At 46.9% G+C, this 17,237-nt stretch carries 12 protein-coding genes and 1 tRNA gene; 8 read left to right on the forward strand and 5 right to left on the reverse strand.

The window, feature by feature from the left end; translation table 11 throughout:
- Window positions 1-19 precede the first annotated feature (19 nt).
- The gene (glnE, locus tag F905_RS09350) at window positions 20-2,770 is read right to left on the reverse strand and encodes a bifunctional [glutamate--ammonia ligase]-adenylyl-L-tyrosine phosphorylase/[glutamate--ammonia-ligase] adenylyltransferase (protein ID WP_005180049.1); all 2,751 of its coding nucleotides are present in this window, start codon (window positions 2,768-2,770) and stop codon (window positions 20-22) included.
- Between the two features lie 75 nt (window positions 2,771-2,845).
- Entirely contained in the window at window positions 2,846-4,120 is a 1,275-nt protein-coding gene (locus F905_RS09355) for a GAF domain-containing sensor histidine kinase (RefSeq protein WP_005180054.1), read from the reverse strand.
- A 780-nt stretch (window positions 4,121-4,900) separates the two neighbouring features.
- On the opposite strand from F905_RS09355, the gene F905_RS09360 reads away from it, so the two are divergent.
- Complete coding sequence (locus F905_RS09360; protein WP_005180056.1) at window positions 4,901-7,138, forward strand: NADP-dependent isocitrate dehydrogenase; 2,238 nt, start codon at window positions 4,901-4,903, stop codon at window positions 7,136-7,138.
- Between the two features lie 532 nt (window positions 7,139-7,670).
- On the opposite strand, the gene F905_RS09365 is transcribed toward F905_RS09360, so the two are convergent.
- Window positions 7,671-7,757 (reverse strand) — tRNA-Leu (locus F905_RS09365).
- Window positions 7,758-7,936: 179 nt separating this feature from the next.
- Here F905_RS09365 and queA point away from each other — a divergent pair.
- From queA to F905_RS09380, 3 genes are read left to right on the forward strand one after another with little or no spacing between them, the layout of a single operon-like run.
- Entirely contained in the window at window positions 7,937-8,974 is a 1,038-nt protein-coding gene (gene queA, locus F905_RS09370) for a tRNA preQ1(34) S-adenosylmethionine ribosyltransferase-isomerase QueA (protein ID WP_005180057.1), read from the forward strand.
- An 11-nt stretch (window positions 8,975-8,985) separates the two neighbouring features.
- Entirely contained in the window at window positions 8,986-10,011 is a 1,026-nt protein-coding gene (locus tag F905_RS09375) for a hypothetical protein (RefSeq protein WP_005180058.1), read from the forward strand.
- A 22-nt stretch (window positions 10,012-10,033) separates the two neighbouring features.
- Window positions 10,034-10,600, forward strand: a complete 567-nt coding sequence (locus F905_RS09380; protein ID WP_005180059.1) for a LemA family protein — start codon at window positions 10,034-10,036, stop codon at window positions 10,598-10,600.
- Window positions 10,601-10,661: 61 nt separating this feature from the next.
- Here F905_RS09380 and F905_RS09385 read toward each other — a convergent pair whose 3' ends face one another.
- Complete coding sequence (locus F905_RS09385) at window positions 10,662-11,612, reverse strand: sensor domain-containing diguanylate cyclase (RefSeq protein WP_005180061.1); 951 nt, start codon at window positions 11,610-11,612, stop codon at window positions 10,662-10,664.
- A gap of 366 nt (window positions 11,613-11,978) precedes the next feature.
- Between F905_RS09385 and tgt the strand changes: the two genes are divergently transcribed.
- The 4 genes from tgt (at window position 11,979) to secF (ending at window position 16,476) form a co-directional block, all read left to right on the forward strand.
- The gene (tgt, locus tag F905_RS09390) at window positions 11,979-13,109 is read left to right on the forward strand and encodes a tRNA guanosine(34) transglycosylase Tgt (RefSeq protein ID WP_005180063.1); all 1,131 of its coding nucleotides are present in this window, start codon (window positions 11,979-11,981) and stop codon (window positions 13,107-13,109) included.
- Between the two features lie 102 nt (window positions 13,110-13,211).
- Window positions 13,212-13,541, forward strand: coding sequence for a preprotein translocase subunit YajC (gene yajC, locus F905_RS09395; protein WP_005180065.1), 330 nt, complete (start codon window positions 13,212-13,214; stop codon window positions 13,539-13,541).
- A 53-nt stretch (window positions 13,542-13,594) separates the two neighbouring features.
- The gene (gene secD / locus F905_RS09400; protein WP_005180067.1) at window positions 13,595-15,496 is read left to right on the forward strand and encodes a protein translocase subunit SecD; all 1,902 of its coding nucleotides are present in this window, start codon (window positions 13,595-13,597) and stop codon (window positions 15,494-15,496) included.
- A gap of 8 nt (window positions 15,497-15,504) precedes the next feature.
- Window positions 15,505-16,476, forward strand: a complete 972-nt coding sequence (gene secF, locus F905_RS09405) for a protein translocase subunit SecF (protein ID WP_171065090.1) — start codon at window positions 15,505-15,507, stop codon at window positions 16,474-16,476.
- Between the two features lie 48 nt (window positions 16,477-16,524).
- On the opposite strand, the gene F905_RS09410 is transcribed toward secF, so the two are convergent.
- Complete coding sequence (locus F905_RS09410; RefSeq protein ID WP_034597905.1) at window positions 16,525-17,169, reverse strand: 4'-phosphopantetheinyl transferase family protein; 645 nt, start codon at window positions 17,167-17,169, stop codon at window positions 16,525-16,527.
- Window positions 17,170-17,237 lie beyond the last annotated feature (68 nt).

Here is a 17,237-nt window from a genome sequence, read left to right on the forward strand (position 1 = left end):
AAACTCCAATTTTTCACAATTATTCACTCTCCAGTGCAAATGCTGCAGCTGGATCAATCAGTCTTTGCCATAACTTGCAAACGGTCATTCGGGTATCGTGCCAGTCGCTTGCAGACACTTGCATGGATTGATTTGCAAGGGCTAAGCGGTGGCTCTCTGCGCGTTCACGGAGATAAGCTTGAATCAGAGCAGTCGCATCGTTGCTGGATAAGCAACCTGTCTTTGCGGCATCCTCAAGGATTCGTACATTGTCGGAGTAATGGGCGAGATCTTTATTCGTCCCACTCCACGCTAACACCGCATACTGTGCCATAAATTCGATATCAACGATACCACCTGCATCCTGTTTTAAATGAAAAATTCCATCTTTTTTTTGCTCATTTGATGAACCGAGATGGTCTTTCATCTTCTGGCGCATTTTCAGCACTTCGGCACGCACATGCGCCTGTTCACGTGGCTGGGTCAGAATCCGGCAGCGTAGCTGCTCAAACTTGTCCCGAAGGCAGCGTTCACCGGCAATACTGCGCGCGCGCACCAGCGCCTGATGCTCCCACAACCAGGCACTTTTTAGCTGATAATGCTCAAACGCTTTCAGGCTGGTGACCAGTAATCCCGCTTCCCCAGACGGACGTAACCGGGTATCGACTTCATAAACGCGGCCATCTAAAGTCTGAGTGGTCATCAATGACACAAACTTTTGCCCCACCCGCATCGCAAACTCAAAACCGCTGATGGGTTTGAGCCCGTCGGTATCGGCCTGTTCATCCATATAATGAATAAAGACCAGATCCAGATCTGAGCCATAACCGAGTTCAATCCCGCCTACCTTGCCATAACCAATCACGGTAAAAGCCACATGATCCAGCGTACAGCGCTGACCTTCGGCATCCAGCGGGAAACCATGTTTTTTTGCGGTAATCTGATAAGCCAGATGCAAGGCTGCATTGACTGACACTTCAGCAATATCGGTGAGCGCATCAGAAACTTTCATCAGCGGACTTTCTGCCAGTACATCACTGGCTGCCACTGCCAGTACATTGGATTTTTTAAACAGGCGCAGTACCCGCATCTGGTCTTCGACCTGATCGACCTCAATCCGCAGCAATTGCTGACGCAAGGAATCTTCCAAATCCTGACGTTTCGGCAATTCAAAATCCATCGACAGAAATTCATCCAGCAGCACCGGATAATGGGTCAGCTCTTCACAAATCCACGGACTGACGGTAGCCATTTTCACCAGACGTTGCAGCGCACCTTTGCTTTCAATCAGCATCACCAGATACACGGTACGGCGCATCACCGATTCCACCAGCGGCATCAGTCGCACCAGCGCGACTTGTGGCATATCTGACTGCAACACCGCTTCAACCAGATGCGGCCAGAAGGTTTTCAGGCGCTGCACCGCTTTGGCCGGTAGTTTTTTCAGCGCATGTCCATACCAGAATTCATGCACCAGATTTTTGGCCTGATCATCCAGCACTTCATTCAGGCGCTGTTCCAGCTGGCTAAAACTTTCGACCAGCGGGTCTGGTTCTTTTTCTTTAATCAGATGCTCAAACTGGTAGATAACCTTGGCACGTTTTTCATCCAGAAAAGCCATAAAATCCGGCCAGCTCGCAAAGCCTAAAGTGCTGATCAAACGCTGACGTAATTCCGGCTCGGTCGGTAAGGACTGGGTTTGCTGGTCATTCAGCGCCTGAATCGCATGTTCAACCCGGCGCAGGAATAAGTAGGCATCTTCCAGCTCAGCCACGGCTTTGCTGTCCAGCAATTCAGCTTCATCCAGATGATTCAGGCTGACCAGACATTGCCGGTCTTGCAGCTCCAGCTTGGACCCGCCATAAATCAGCTGGAACACCTGCACAATAAATTCAACTTCACGAATCCCGCCAGCACCGAGTTTAATATCATCTTCCAGATGACGGCGCTGCACTTCGCGCTCAATCATGGCCTTCATTTCACGCATGGCTTCAAAGGCGGTGTAATCGACATATTTGCGGAACACGAACGGCCGGGTCATCTCCAGCAGCTCATCCCCCTCTTTACCACCGGTAATAATCCGTGCCTTGATCCAGGCATAGCGCTCCCATTCACGACCATGCTGGCTTAAATATTTTTCCAGCGCCACATGGCTAATCGCCAGTGCCGAACCATCGCCCCAGGGACGCAGGCGCATATCGACCCGGAACACAAAGCCATCGGCGGTGATATGGTCGAGCAGATAAATCAGTTTCTGTCCCCATAAAATACAGAACTGCTGCACATCAATACATTTACGACCGTTGGTTTCGCCCTGCTCATCGAAGGCAAAAATCAGGTCAATATCGCTGGATAAATTCAGTTCCTGCGCGCCATGTTTACCCATGGCAATCACAATCAGGTCCTGTACTTTACCGTTATAGCCCACCGGCTCGCCATGCTTGGCCACCAAGGGAGCCCGGGCAAAATCTTTGGCTGCTGTTACACAGACATCGGCGAAATCGGACAGTTCACGGGTCAGGGTGACCACATCGGTTAACTGGTTGGCATCTTGCCAGATCCAGCGAAACATCAGCCGGGCACGTAAAATCCGCAGACTACGCATCCACTCGGTTTCATCCTGAATATCCTGCAAGGTCGTTTGCACGGTGTGCTGAATCTGCTGGGTGCTTAAAGGGGTTAAAAACCGGTCAACTGCATAATCTTGTTCTAAGAGGGGTTGGTGCTTGGCCAATACCTGTTCTGCATATTGGCTGGCACCTAAGGTTTTGCGCAATTGTTCCGTATTCATTCACACACCCAAAGCTGACTGTTTTTTCTAGTTATATCAGGAGTCTGGCTATAGAGGAAAAGAAAATTGCGTTTTCTACATTTTTACTTTTTCGAACTGTATATCTTCCGGCATTAAAGCCTGATGCGCGCTGGTGGCCTGCGGCAAGGTCACAATAAAGGTGGTTCCTTCGCCTTCATTAGATTCCACTACAATTTCACCTTTGTTCAGGTCAACAAAACGCTTACACAGTACCAAGCCCAAACCAGTACCTTTTTCACCGGCTGTACCTTTGCTACTGGCCGTGACCGCAGCCTGGAATAGCTGCTCTATTTGCGACTGGCTCATGCCCAGACCGGTATCCTGAATATAGATGTGCACGCCATCGTCTGCCTGTTCGGCGCGTAAAGTCACCTTGCCAGTACCATCTGTCGGGGTGAATTTTAGCGCATTCGACACCAGGTTCTGGATAACCGAAGTAATCATATTAATGTCGGCATAGACTTTAATATCATCATCAATCTGGTTAATCAGCTGAATATTCTTTTTCGCCGCCAGACTGTTCAGGACATCGCAGACAATTTGCGACGACTGTTGCAGCTTGAAGTTAATTGGATGATAGATAAAGCGGCCGCCTTCTGCCATGGCCCAGTTCAACAAGCTTTCCAGCAGGTTATAGGTCGATTGCGCAGTATCATATAAATAGTCGGCAATATTTTGCACACTGGAATCATCCAGCGTTTCGCGTTCTTGCGCCAGAACTTCGGAAAAACCGAGCAAGCCATGAAACGGCGCTCTTAAGTCATGCGCAATAATCTGGAAAAATTTGGTTTTACTGAAATTCAGTGCGGCCTGCTGCTCATACATTTCTTTCAGCTCGGCATGGTCGGCTTTTAACTCCAGATAATTCACCAAATTGGTGGCCAGATCACTGAGAATTTCAATCGCCTGCAGCGAAAAAGGCTGCTCGTTCTGGTCGAAAAACAGGATCTGTCCAATAGAGCGACCATCGGACATTTTCAGATCAAAGGCCATAAAGCGTTTTGCTTCTACACCTAAAGAGCTAATACGCTCAACCAGTTGTATATAGTGAGGATGCTCGGTATGAATGCAGTCCTGACCATCAAACAGTTCGACAATCTGGATATGATCGGGTGCAATAAAGGCTTTAAAACAGTCCTGATGGGCATACCATAAATAGGGTTCGCCCTCGAAGGCCAGTGCGGAACGCTCTACCCCTAAAATTTTACGGGCAGATGATAAAAAACGCTCAATCTGATTGGTGGCAGTAAATACCCCCAATAACAGAGACAACCTGCATGCACTCAGCTGTTCAGTTTCTGAACCTATTTCAAGCAACTGCAACTTCATATCTGCCTCATCCGAGATCCATTCTTATAGAATATTTAGGCCATTTTTAAAGCCGATTGCTCAGCCCGGTTAACAAACTTTAACAGAGAATATAACACCAAACCAAAAAGAATAAACCAAACTCCTTCATTAATTTGTAACCTGAAAAAATTTTAAAAAAAGGTATATTTTCATTAGATTTATTAAATAAATTCACTACTTTTTGTTTATCTCTTTTTAAACAGCAAGCTATTAACTGATTTTGGTTAAAAATAAATTGGCACTTTTTTATACACTTTTTTCAGTGTTATGATAGGTATGATTTCTGTAAATTCATCGGATTTTTAAGGGAATTTCCTGGTTAATTTTCACCGGATAATGGGTTTACCACGTTACTTTAGTTTTACATCTTCTGTTCATGTTTTTGGACGATAATATATCCGCCTGATCAGTGAATCGTCATCACATGATCAATCTGTCTTATTGGTATTGAAAAAATCAGGTTAATCATTCAAATCTAATACGCAGATGTGCTGGATGGAATGATCGAGTTTGAAGGAAAAAAGGCGGCTCTTTGAGTGTTTTTCTTCCCCAAACAGGCAAGTGTGGATTCAAATCAGGCACAAATATCACGAATTAAAATGCATCATTTTTCAGCGAAATGTCGTTATCACGGATATTACGTTGACTGAAAAGGCTTGAGGGTCGATACTCTCAAGGTTTTACTTAAGCAAACCGGTTCGCAGGGGCTGATTCATCACTTTCACCCCCTCAAAACTCAATCAACGCAAGGGGCTATATATGGCTGGTGGAAAGTCAACCATCATTTACACACTGACTGACGAGGCGCCATTACTGGCGACTTATTCGCTGCTGCCGATTATTGAGACCTTTACTAAGCCGGCCGGCGTAGAGATCGTTAAAAGTGACATCTCCGTGGCCGCACGCGTGCTCGCAGAATTTTCTGACTACCTCACCGACGAGCAAAAGGTCACTGACAACCTCGCAGAGCTAGGTCGTCTTACACAAGATCCAGATACGAACATCATCAAACTTCCAAACATCAGTGCTTCTGTTGCTCAGTTGACTGCATGTATCAAAGAACTTCAGTCTAAAGGCTATGCGGTTCCTGATTACCCTGAAAACCCGACCACTGAGGAAGAAAAGGCAATCAAGACCCGTTATGGCAAATGCCTGGGCTCTGCAGTAAACCCGGTATTACGTGAAGGTAACTCTGACCGTCGCGCACCAACTGCAGTAAAGAACTACGCGAAGAAAAACCCGCACTCAATGAGCGAGTGGAAACAGTGGTCACAAACTCACGTTTCTCACATGGACGAAGGCGACTTCTACCATGGCGAAAAGTCCATGACTTTAGACCGCGCGCGTAACGTGAAAATGGAACTGATCACCAAGTCAGGTGAAACCATTGTTCTGAAGCCAAAAGTTGCGCTGCAAGACGGTGAAATCATCGACTCGATGTTCATGAGCAAAAAAGCGCTTTGCGACTTCTATGAAAAAGAATTGGATGACTGTAAAGAAGCTGGCATCCTGTTCTCTTTACACGTAAAAGCAACCATGATGAAAGTTTCACACCCGATCGTATTCGGTCACTGTGTGAAAATTTACTACAAAGATGCTTTCGAAAAACATGGCAAACTGTTCGACGAGTTAGGCATTAATGTCAATAACGGTATGGCCGGTCTTTACGAGAAGATCGAAACTTTGCCTACTTCTTTACGTGAAGAAATCATCGAAGACCTGCACGCGTGTCAAGAACACCGTCCTGCACTGGCGATGGTAGATTCTGCAAAAGGTATCACCAACTTCCACTCTCCGAACGACGTAATTGTTGACGCATCTATGCCAGCAATGATTCGTTCTGGCGGTAAAATGTGGGGTGCTGACGGCAAGCCTTACGACTGTAAAGCAGTAATGCCAGAATCGACTTTCGCACGTATTTACCAGGAAATGATCAACTTCTGTAAATGGAATGGTAACTTCGACCCACGTACTATGGGTACTGTGCCTAACGTTGGTCTGATGGCGCAAAAAGCGGAAGAATACGGTTCACACGACAAGACTTTCGAAATTCCTGAAGCGGGTGTTGCCAACATCACGGATCTGGAAACTGGTGAAGTGTTAATGTCTCAAAACGTGGAAGAAGGCGACATCTGGCGTATGTGTCAGGTTAAAGATGCCCCAATCCGCGACTGGGTGAAACTGGCTGTTACACGTGCACGTAACTCTGGTATGCCAGCTATCTTCTGGTTAGACCCGTACCGTCCACACGAAAACGAACTGATCAAGAAAGTACAAAAATACCTGAAAGATCACGATACAGACGGGTTAGACATCCAGATCATGTCACAAGTCCGTGCAATGCGTTATACGCTTGAGCGCGTTGCTCGTGGCCTGGATACCATTTCTGTAACCGGTAACATCTTACGTGACTACCTGACTGACCTGTTCCCGATTATGGAACTGGGTACATCTGCGAAAATGCTGTCAATCGTGCCGTTAATGGCTGGTGGCGGTATGTACGAAACAGGTGCCGGTGGTTCTGCACCAAAACACGTACAACAGCTAGTTGAAGAAAACCACTTACGTTGGGATTCTTTAGGTGAGTTCCTGGCACTGGCGGTATCTCTAGAAGAGCTTGGCATTAAAGAAGACAACGCGAAAGCGAAACTTCTGGCGAAGACTTTAGATGCTGCAACAGGCAAACTGCTGGACAACGACAAATCTCCATCACGTCGTACTGGCGAGCTGGACAACCGTGGCAGCCACTTCTACCTGGCAAAATTCTGGGCAGAAGAACTTGCTGCACAAGACGAAGATGCTGAACTGAAAGCGAAATTTGCTCCACTTGCACAAGCTTTAGCTGCAAATGAAGAGAAAATCGTGGCTGAACTTGCAGAAGTCCAAGGCAAATCAGTAGATATCGGCGGTTACTACGCGGTAGATCAAGCGAAAGTAAATGCCGTGATGCGTCCAAGCGAAACCTTGAATGCAACGCTGGCTTCATTACAAGCTTAAACTGGATTTGACTGACCTTTGTTAGTCAACTCATAAAAAAACCGGTGCTAAGGCGCCGGTTTTTTTATCTCACTACTCATTACAAGCTGAACCAATACCTATTTTCCCTCTTTAAATATTTCATGCGTACGTACGTGAACTCATTGGTATTCAATAACCTACAATAGAAATTACAATTTTAAATTATGCTTATTACTCGTTTTGAACAAGCACCTGTTATATGCAAAAAATTGAAATTAATATTGGCAAAAGCAAACAAGTATCTGTCACCATGGACTACGCAGAATATCTTCAACTAAAAGAGGACTCACATCAAACAGGGAAAACACATCGACAAATTTTCCTAGAGTCTTACCGGCTATGGAGGAAACTTAAAATATGCAATCAGGATTGATCAAAATACTCGATTAGTCATTTATTTTTTGATTGTAAATACAGTATCGAATAACAAAGCGATATGAGATAGCTATCCATAAATTTGAGGCAATAAAAAACCCCAAGTCTGAATATGCTTGGGGTTCTTTAAAATCTGTGGTCCCGAGGGTCGGACTCGAACCGACACGTCATCTCTGACAGCGGATTTTGAGTCCGCCGCGTCTACCAATTTCACCACCTCGGGAAGGTGTTGATGCGTATAATAAACTGTTTCACCCGCTTGTCAACGCTCGCCCCCCATATTTGTTTAAAAATAAATCAACCCGATTTTTTTTGTCTTATAATTAGGCAATTTCAGCGATAAAACCGAAAAACGCATATACTACGCCCAATCCTGTTATTGTTTTGCGCATTTATTTAACCATGCAACTTTCTGATTTTAATTTCGATCTCCCTGATGAACTGATTGCCCGTTACCCGCTGGAACAGCGCAGCGCCTCGCGTCTGCTGCATGTCAATGCCGAAGGTCAGTATCAAGACCATCAATTTACCGATATTGTCAATTTACTTGAAGCTGGCGACGTGCTGGTCTTAAATGACACCAAAGTCATGAAAGCCCGCCTGAAAGGTAAACGTGCTACCGGCGGCGCTGTGGAAGTGCTGGTTGAACGCATGCAAGATCAGTTTATTGCGCATTGCCATATTAAAGCCAGCAATTCACCAAAAGCCGGTGCTGAACTCTTCATTGGCCCAGATGAAGTGAAAGTCACGGTACAAGGCCGGCATGAGAACCTGTTTATTGTCGAGTTTTCCCAGCCCATTCTAGAGGTGCTGGATCGCTACGGCGCCCTGCCCATTCCGCCGTACTTTAACCGTGAAGCAGAAGCGATTGATACCGAACGCTATCAAACTGTATTTAATGATCCAACCAAACTGGCCAGTGTTGCCGCCCCGACTGCCAGCCTGCATTTTGATGCCGAACTGCTGGCCAAGCTTGAAGCCAAAGGCATTCAAAAAACCTTTGTAACCTTGCACGTCGGTGCTGGAACCTTCCTGCCGGTACGTACTACTGATATTGAAAACCATATCATGCACAGCGAATGGTGTGATGTACCAGCCGCCGCTGTGGAGATGATCCAGCAGGCCAAAGCACGTGGCAATAAAGTCATTTCAGTTGGCACCACGGCCACCCGTGCAGTCGAAAGTGCAGCACAGGCACACGGTGGCACACTGGCCGCCTGGACCGGTGATACCCAGATTTTCATTTATCCGGGCTATAAATTTAAAGTGGTAGACCGTCTAATCACCAACTTCCACCTGCCTGAATCAACCCTGCTGATGCTGGTGTCAGCCCTGTCGAGTCGTGAAAATATCATGCGTGCCTATCAACATGCGGTGGCTCAGCGTTACCGCTTTTTCAGTTATGGCGATGCCATGCTGATTGATCAGGCCCACAGCTAGAGCACTGTCCCATGCCAATCGAGAATATTCAGCACAGCATCCATATTCGCCGCAAGAAGAATCAGCTGGTGTGGAATAATCTCGCCCGGCTCTGGGAGATTGGTGCCCAGGCCAAATCTCAGCAGGAACTGCTCGACCGGCTGCATCCCTGGAATGCCCCGATCAGCCTGCGTTTTGAAAACAAGCTGCCAATTTTGCTTGGCATCATCGGCCTGATACTGATCCTGCTGTTTTGGCTGGCCCCGGCGCACTGGACCTTGCAGCTGTGTCTGCTGCTCGGTGGTCTGCTGATCTTTGGTGCGTTTCTCTGTTATGAATCCAGCCGCCCAATCACCAATGCCATTCAGGAACTGGAGCAACAGGCACTGGCGCTCAAGTATCAGTTGGCCTTTAACAGCATTCCCCGGCATGAACAGATCATCTTCCAGCCGGTCCGTTTTATTGCGCAAATCAAACAGCTGTTTCCGCTGTTCCAGCAAGGCAATCTCAGCAATGACATTCGCCGCTATGCTCTGACCCACTGGCAGGATGAACAGGGCCAGACCCATCAGGTGATGCTGTTTGAATATCGCTATGTCTCTGAAATTCAGGTCCAAGACCAGAATGGCAACAAAATGCGGCTCAAAGAAATTGAAAAATTCCTGTGGGGTGCCATTGTCTTTGGGGTCGAGTTACAGGGACTGGCGCTCAGCTCGCAGCGTAAAAGCTTTGCCTACCCCTATACCCAGCCGTGGCATACCAGTGATATTCAGATTAACCGGCAGTTAAACATCTATGGCACCGATACCCACCAGATGGCCCGGCAGCTGACCCCGGCGGTGGTGCTGAAACTGGCCAATTTCCTGAACGTGCAGCCCGGCGATCTGCTGTTTCATCCTGAACAGAAAATCCTGTGCTATGTAGGTAGCCAGAACCTGTTTCAAGCCAGCAGCAACTATAAAACCATTCAGGATATTTCGGCTTTACGTGGACATCTGCGTACATTTAAATTACCGTATCTAGAACAATTACAACGCCATTTGCTGCAGCTTTTATAAATTTGGACGTGGGGAGATTTCTATGGGATTGATGATTTTTCTAGCTATTATTCTGGCCGTGCTGATTATCGGGATTCTGATTCGCAACAATATTGTGCGTTATCACAATGCCAGTATTCGTGCCTGGGCCGATGTCACCAGTTACGAACGCCAGAAAGTCAAGATTCTGGAACAGCTGATTCCAGTGGTGGAGCAATATTCCAGTTTTGAACAGGGCACGCTGGCCAAAGTAACCGAACTGCGCCAAAACGTATTAAACCTGAAACTGGACAGTACCGACAGCGCCCAGCTGCAACATATTGAGCGCTTGAGTAAAGAGCTGCTGCACAACCTAAACGTGGTGGTCGAGAACTATCCTGAGCTGAAAGCCAATGACATCTATTTAAAAATGATGCACGAAATTGAAGAACAGAATGAAAATGTCGGTGCTGCGATTACCATTTTTAACCGCAATGTCGAGCTGTTTAATAACCAGATTCAGATTTTCCCAAACAACATCATTAACACCTTAACTTTGGGCAAAAAAGCCATTCGCCCGTTCCGTGATCCAAGCATGCAGCAAAGTTTTGATTATCGTCCAAATTTTTAAGTTATTTTTGATATGTCAATAAAACAACAGGCACGAAGCTTGCTGTTTTTTCAGATTTCAACTAAACAGGTGACTGTGTCAGATACTGCACTTGATTACGCCCTTTACTTTTTGCCAAATACAATAATTCATCGGCTGAATGCAGAAAATCGACCACATTGTGATACTGCTGATTTTGATCATAGCTATTTACACCAATACTCACCGTGACTTGGGTCGTTTCCCCAGTCTTGGTATGTGGAATTTCTAGCGCATATACTGCCTGCCTAAAGTTTTCAGCAAGTTGTACAGCATCTGCCAATGGTGTTTCGGGCAACAGCACCACAAATTCTTCGCCACCAAAGCGAGCCACAAAGTCAGATGCACGCGCAAAATGTTGTTTAAGCAACTGCGCCACACTAATCAAACAATGATCACCCTGTAAATGTCCATAATTGTCGTTATAAGGCTTGAAATGATCGATGTCGATAAACAAGAGAGACAATGCATGTTGATGACGCACAGCACGTTTAAATTCGTTTTCTATACGCTCACTGAGCGCCTTTCGATTGGCAACCAAGGTCAGCGGGTCTTGTAAGCTCAAAGCCAGATTTTTGCGACTCAATGCGTCGAGTTCCAACTCCATTTGTTTACGCGCAGAAATATCAAACATAAACCCAATAATCGCCACAGTTTCGTTATTTTCACGAATCACATGCACCACATCACGAATCCAGACATAATCTCCTGTAGCGGTTAAGGCACGATAATCCGCTTCGTGGTCTGTGCCTTGATCGGACAGACTCACACACATATTCACGGTCTTGTCCCGATCTTCAGGATGCATCCGATCAATCCAATCTTGTGCAGTTTTCCAGCTGTCTTGCGTCCAACCCAGTAAAGACTCAATTTGTGGGCCAATATAGCTAAAAGCTTTGGTTTTCCAGTTAATCTGCCATGGAATTGCATTCGTGGTTTCCAAAAGCGTTTTATAGAATTGGTCTTCTTTTAGTGCACTGTTTAATTCACTCATAGCCCACCTCTATGAATTGATTTTAATTACAATTTAACAACTTAAGTGAGCTTTGACTACAATTTTTTTGATCTTATTGACAGTTCTTCAGCTTTGATATCATCATGCAATTGAACAAAATATAAATAAAAGTTACTCAAACATAAAATCCAAAAACAAAAAGTAAGCCGATAAAGAAGAAATTACCCAGCGTATTCAGCAATTTTCCACCACGTAAGCACAATGGATTTGAGCAAAATATTCACTCTCAATTTTTACCAAGGAAAACGTATCTCAACTGGCAATTCTGTGCATAATCTAGGAAAATAGTGCACTTTTAGCATGAACAATCAGCGAACTGTTTTTTCGCCTTGATTTGGAACATATATGAAGTTTGAGAAATTAGGTCAGTCGGGGCGTGCCCGTCGTGGTCGTTTAACGCTTGCTCATGGTGTGGTCGAAACCCCTGTGTTTATGCCTGTGGGGACGTATGGCACAGTCAAAGGCATGCTGCCACGTGATATTGAAGAAATTCAGGCACAAATTATTTTAGGCAATACCTTCCATTTATATTTGCGTCCAGGACTGGAAGTGATTCAGCAACACGGCGGTCTACATGAATTCATCAAATGGGATAAGCCTATTTTGACTGACTCTGGCGGCTTTCAGGTGTTTAGCTTAGGTGCAATGCGTAAAATTAAAGAAGAAGGTGTGACCTTCCGCTCGCCTATTGATGGCTCAAAGGTTTTTCTTTCGCCTGAAATCTCGATGGAAATTCAAAAAACTTTGAACTCTGATATCGTAATGATTTTTGACGAATGTACGCCGTATCCAGCGACCCATGAAGAAGCACAGAAATCTTTACAGCTGTCGTTACGCTGGGCCAAACGCTGTAAAGAACATCATCACAATGTCCTTGAAAATAAAAATGCCCTGTTCGGGATTATTCAGGGTGGGATGTATGAAGATTTACGTGATGAGTCTTTAAATGGTCTGCTAGAAGTCGGTTTTGATGGTTATGCCATTGGCGGTCTGTCAGTCGGTGAACCAAAAGAAGAAATGATCAAGGTACTGGATTATCTGCCGAACAAAATGCCGGAAGATAAACCACGTTACCTGATGGGTGTCGGCAAACCGGAAGATATCGTGGAAGGGATTCGCCGCGGGGTGGATATGTTTGACTGCGTAATGCCAACCCGTAATGCCCGTAATGGTCATTATTTCGTGACCGATGGTCTGGTACGGATTCGTAACAGTAAATACCGTCATGACCAGAGCCCGCTCGATCCGCACTGTGACTGTTATACCTGCAAGAACTTTACCCGCGCCTACCTGTTCCATCTGGAAAAATGCGGCGAGATGCTCGGTTCAATGCTCGGTACCATCCATAACCTGCGCTATTACCAACGCTTTACCCAAGATATCCGTAATGCCTTGGACAATGGCACTTTTGATGACTTTGTACAGGACTTTTACGCCCGTCGCGGTCTGGATGTACCGCCTTGTCCGCAAGATTAATCTTTTCAGTATTTGCGCTGAAGAAAAAGACAGGGTAAATTGCAGAACAAGTCAATTTATTATCAATGTTATTGATTCCAGTTTTTAGTTTAGGAAAATGAAATGAGCCTTTTTATTTCTACTGCTCACGCAGCAGGTGAAGCTGCACAACAACCAAGCATGGTTGCTAACCTTTTGATGATTGCAGTTTTTATTGCAATTTTCTACTTCCTGATTTGGCGCCCGCAATCAAAACGTGCCAAAGAACACCGCGCTCTGATCGACAGCCTGGGCGTAGGCAGTGAAGTGGTGTTTGCTGGTGGCCTGATGGGTAAAATCACCAAACTTGAAGGTGATTTTGCAGTGGTTGAACTGAACCGCGGCGTAGAAGTAAAAATTCAGCGTGCCAGTGTGATTTCAGTTCTGCCTGAAGGCACATTAAACAACCTTTAATCAAAAGTTAGTCGTGCGCCCGCACGACTTTTTAATTTTAAGAAGAAAATTAAATGCGTTACCCAGCATGGAAATATCTACTCATCCTTGTGGTTCTGGTGGTGAGTACATTATATGCCCTGCCAAGTTTGTATCCAGATGAACCTGCGGTTCAGATTTCTGGGGCCAAAGCCGGTACCCAAATTGACCAAAGCATCGTACAAAAAGCAGAGCAAATTCTAAAATCAGAAAATATTGCCAGCCATGACAACAGCTTTACCAATAACGCAGCCCTGTTGCGTCTGGACTCAAGTGAAGCACAGCTTAAAGCCAAAGATGCATTACGTCAGGGCTTGGGTGATGATTATGTCGTGGCACTCAACCTGGCGCCAACCACTCCAGAATGGCTACAGAAAATTGGCGCCAAGCCAATGAAACTGGGTCTGGACTTGCGTGGTGGTGTTCACTTCCTGCTGGAAGTGGATATGGACAAGGCCATCAGCCAGCGCATGGAGACCTCTGCGACTGACCTGCGTCGCCAACTGCGCGACAACAAACTGAAATTCAACAGCCTGTCTTTGAATAACAACACCATTACCGTGCAGTTCGCCAACAATGACGACCGCTCAGCCGTAATGGACTTCTTGCGCCGTAACGGCAACGAGTTTAACCAGCAGGCCCTGGCCACCACAGATGGTGCCATGTTGCGCCTGACCTATACCGACACGCGCAAGCAGGAAATTGAATCCTATGCCGTGAACCAGAACTTGACCACGCTACGTAACCGTATTAACGAGTTAGGTGTGGCCGAAGCACTGGTCCAAACCCAAGGCAGCAACCGTATTGTGGTGGAATTGCCGGGCGTACAGGATACCGCTGAAGCCAAGCGTGTTCTGGGTCGTACTGCGAATCTAGAATTCCGTTTGGTCTCTGATCTAAATGATCAGTATATTGACCCGTATACTGGTCAGCTCAGCAGTCAGACCTTACCGCCGGGCACTGAAGCCTTTGCCTTTGAATCGCTCGACAGTGGCCGTCAGTTGCTGCTGAACCGTAGCCGTATTTTAACCGGTGAGCGCGTACAGAATGCATCGAGTGGCTTTAGCCAGGATACTGGCGGTGCCGAGGTAAATATTACCCTCGACTCTGCAGGCGGCAAGCTGATGGCAGACGCGACCCGTAATGCGGTCGGCAAACGTATGGCGGTACTGTTCATTGAGAACAAGCAGCGCATCAGCTATGTAACTGATCCGGAAACCGGCGTCCAGACTGAAGTGCGGACCCCATACACCGAATCTGTGGTGATTAACGCCGCAACCATTCAGGCGGTATTAGGTTCACAGTTCCGAATTACCGGTCTGGATTCACCGCAAGAAGCGGCTGAACTGGCACTGATGTTACGTGCCGGTGCCCTGGCTGCGCCAATGTACTTCGTTGAAGAACGTGTGATTGGTCCTAGTCTGGGTCAGGAAAATATCGACAAGGGCGTAACCTCGACCCAGATCGGTTTTATTCTGGTTGCGATCTGGATGGTGGTGTTCTTCCGTCTGTTTGGTGTGATTGCCAACTTCGCGCTGGTGTTTAACCTGGCGATGATCCTGACAGTGATGTCATGGATTGGTGCTTCTTTAACCTTACCGGGTATTGCCGGTATCGTCATTACCATTGGTATGGCGGTCGATGCCAACGTCCTGATTTGTGAGCGAATACGGGAAGAGATCAAATGGGGGGCCTCACCGAAACAGGCCATTGTGGCTGGTTATGACCGGGCCTATAACACCATTTTCGACTCGAACTTAACCACCTTCCTGGTGGCGTTCATTCTGTTCGCGATTGGTACCGGTCCGATTAAAGGCTTCGCCGTGACCCTAATGATTGGTATTGTCTGCTCGATGTTTACGGCCATTACCGTAACCCGTGCGATTGTACAGATCATTTATGGCAAACGCCGTAACCTGAAAAAGTTGAGCATTTAAGGAGATCGATGATGACTGAGAATACTCAACTGAATCCGAAAAAATACGGCCGTCCGGATGATGAGCGCGTCATTCCGTTTATGAAGATTGCGTTGCCGGCGGCATTGCTTTCGATCATTTTAACCGTGGCCAGCATCTTCTTTATTGCCACCAAAGGCTTAAATCTGGGTCTGGACTTTACCGGCGGTATTGCCGCAGAGCTGAACTACAGCAATCCGGTGAAAGCCAGCGATGTCTCTTCTGCCCTGACGCAGGCCGGTTTCCGTGATCCAGTGGTACAAACCCTGGGTTCTGAACGTGACCTGATGGTGCGTATGCCGGTGCAGGACGAGATTGAAGTCGAAGACCTGACCCAGACCATTACCGCAGCGGCACAATTGCCGGGCAACAGCGCCGATGTGACCAAGGTTGATGTGGTCGGCGGTCAGGTCGGTAACGAGCTGTATGTACGTTCTGCAGGTGCCGTGGCACTGGCACTGATCCTGATGCTGATTTACGTCACCATCCGCTTCGAGTTTAAACTGGCGATGGGTGCGGTGCTGTCCCTGTTCCACGATATTATCGTGACTGTGGGTATTTTTGCGATGATGCAATGGCCGTTTGACCTGACCGTATTGGCAGCCCTGCTGGCAATTATCGGCTTCTCGCTCAACGATAACATTGTGGTCTCGGACCGTATTCGTGAAAACTTCCGTAAAATTCGGGGCGCTTCGCCGCTGGAAGTGGTCAACATTGCCTTAACCGAAACCTTACGTCGTACCATCCACACTTCGATGACACTGTTACTGGTGGTGGTGGCGATGATGCTGATGGGCGGTGATGGCCTGAAATGGTTCTCGATTGCCATGTTTGTCGGTGTCTTTGTCGGGACTTATTCTTCGATTTATATTGGTACCGCCTTTGCACTGTGGCGTGGTCTGAACCGTCAAGACTTTATTGTGCAGGTAAAACCGGAATTTGAAGAGGAAGAAATTCCTTAATTCTTATCCCTCCCATACCAGCAAAAGCCCATCTCCGGATGGGCTTTTTTAATGGCGGATCAGTTGCAGCTTGGGAAACTGAAATCCCTTACAGGAACGTTCAGAACGCCAGGCTACGGTCAGCATACAGCCACCAATCTTCAGATGCTGATAGGCAAACGTACCCAAGCCCTCATGATGGCAGAATCCACCCTGCTGATGCGGATGAACCCCGCTATTCAGCTGGTTCAGGCTCATGCGAATACCCAGCCCTGACGCTTTCAGAACAGCCTCCTTGGTGGTCCAGACCTTAAACCAGTAATCTGTCTCCTGGCCATAAGCCTGCCACAATTCCCATTCAGCCGGATGAAACATGTGCCTGGCCAGACTCTCAAAGCGCACCTTGCGATCCAGATCTTCAACATCAACCCCAACATCTTGAAGCTGCTCGCTATAGGCCAGTGCATAATGCTGACGGCTGTGACTATGATTCAGGGCCAACTGCGGATACGCAGGCAAAAACGGCTTGCCATACGCAGTACGGTCAAAATCTTCCGAGCAGATTGGCGCGTTTAAATAGGCCGATAGGCGCTGGTTACGAAAAGCATAAATGGCCTGCTTCTGCTGCTGGATGTACGCTTTACGCTCCAGCGCCGGCTGCTGCGGTGCAATCTGTGCCAGACGGGCCAATTCTAAAATGATCTGTGCGCTCATATGTGGACGCATTCCATGCATAAACAAAAACCAGCGATCAAGATCACTGGTTTTTTCAAAGATAAGAA

This window comes from Acinetobacter sp. CIP 53.82, assembly GCF_000369465.1.
Lineage (GTDB): Bacteria > Pseudomonadota > Gammaproteobacteria > Pseudomonadales > Moraxellaceae > Acinetobacter > Acinetobacter indicus.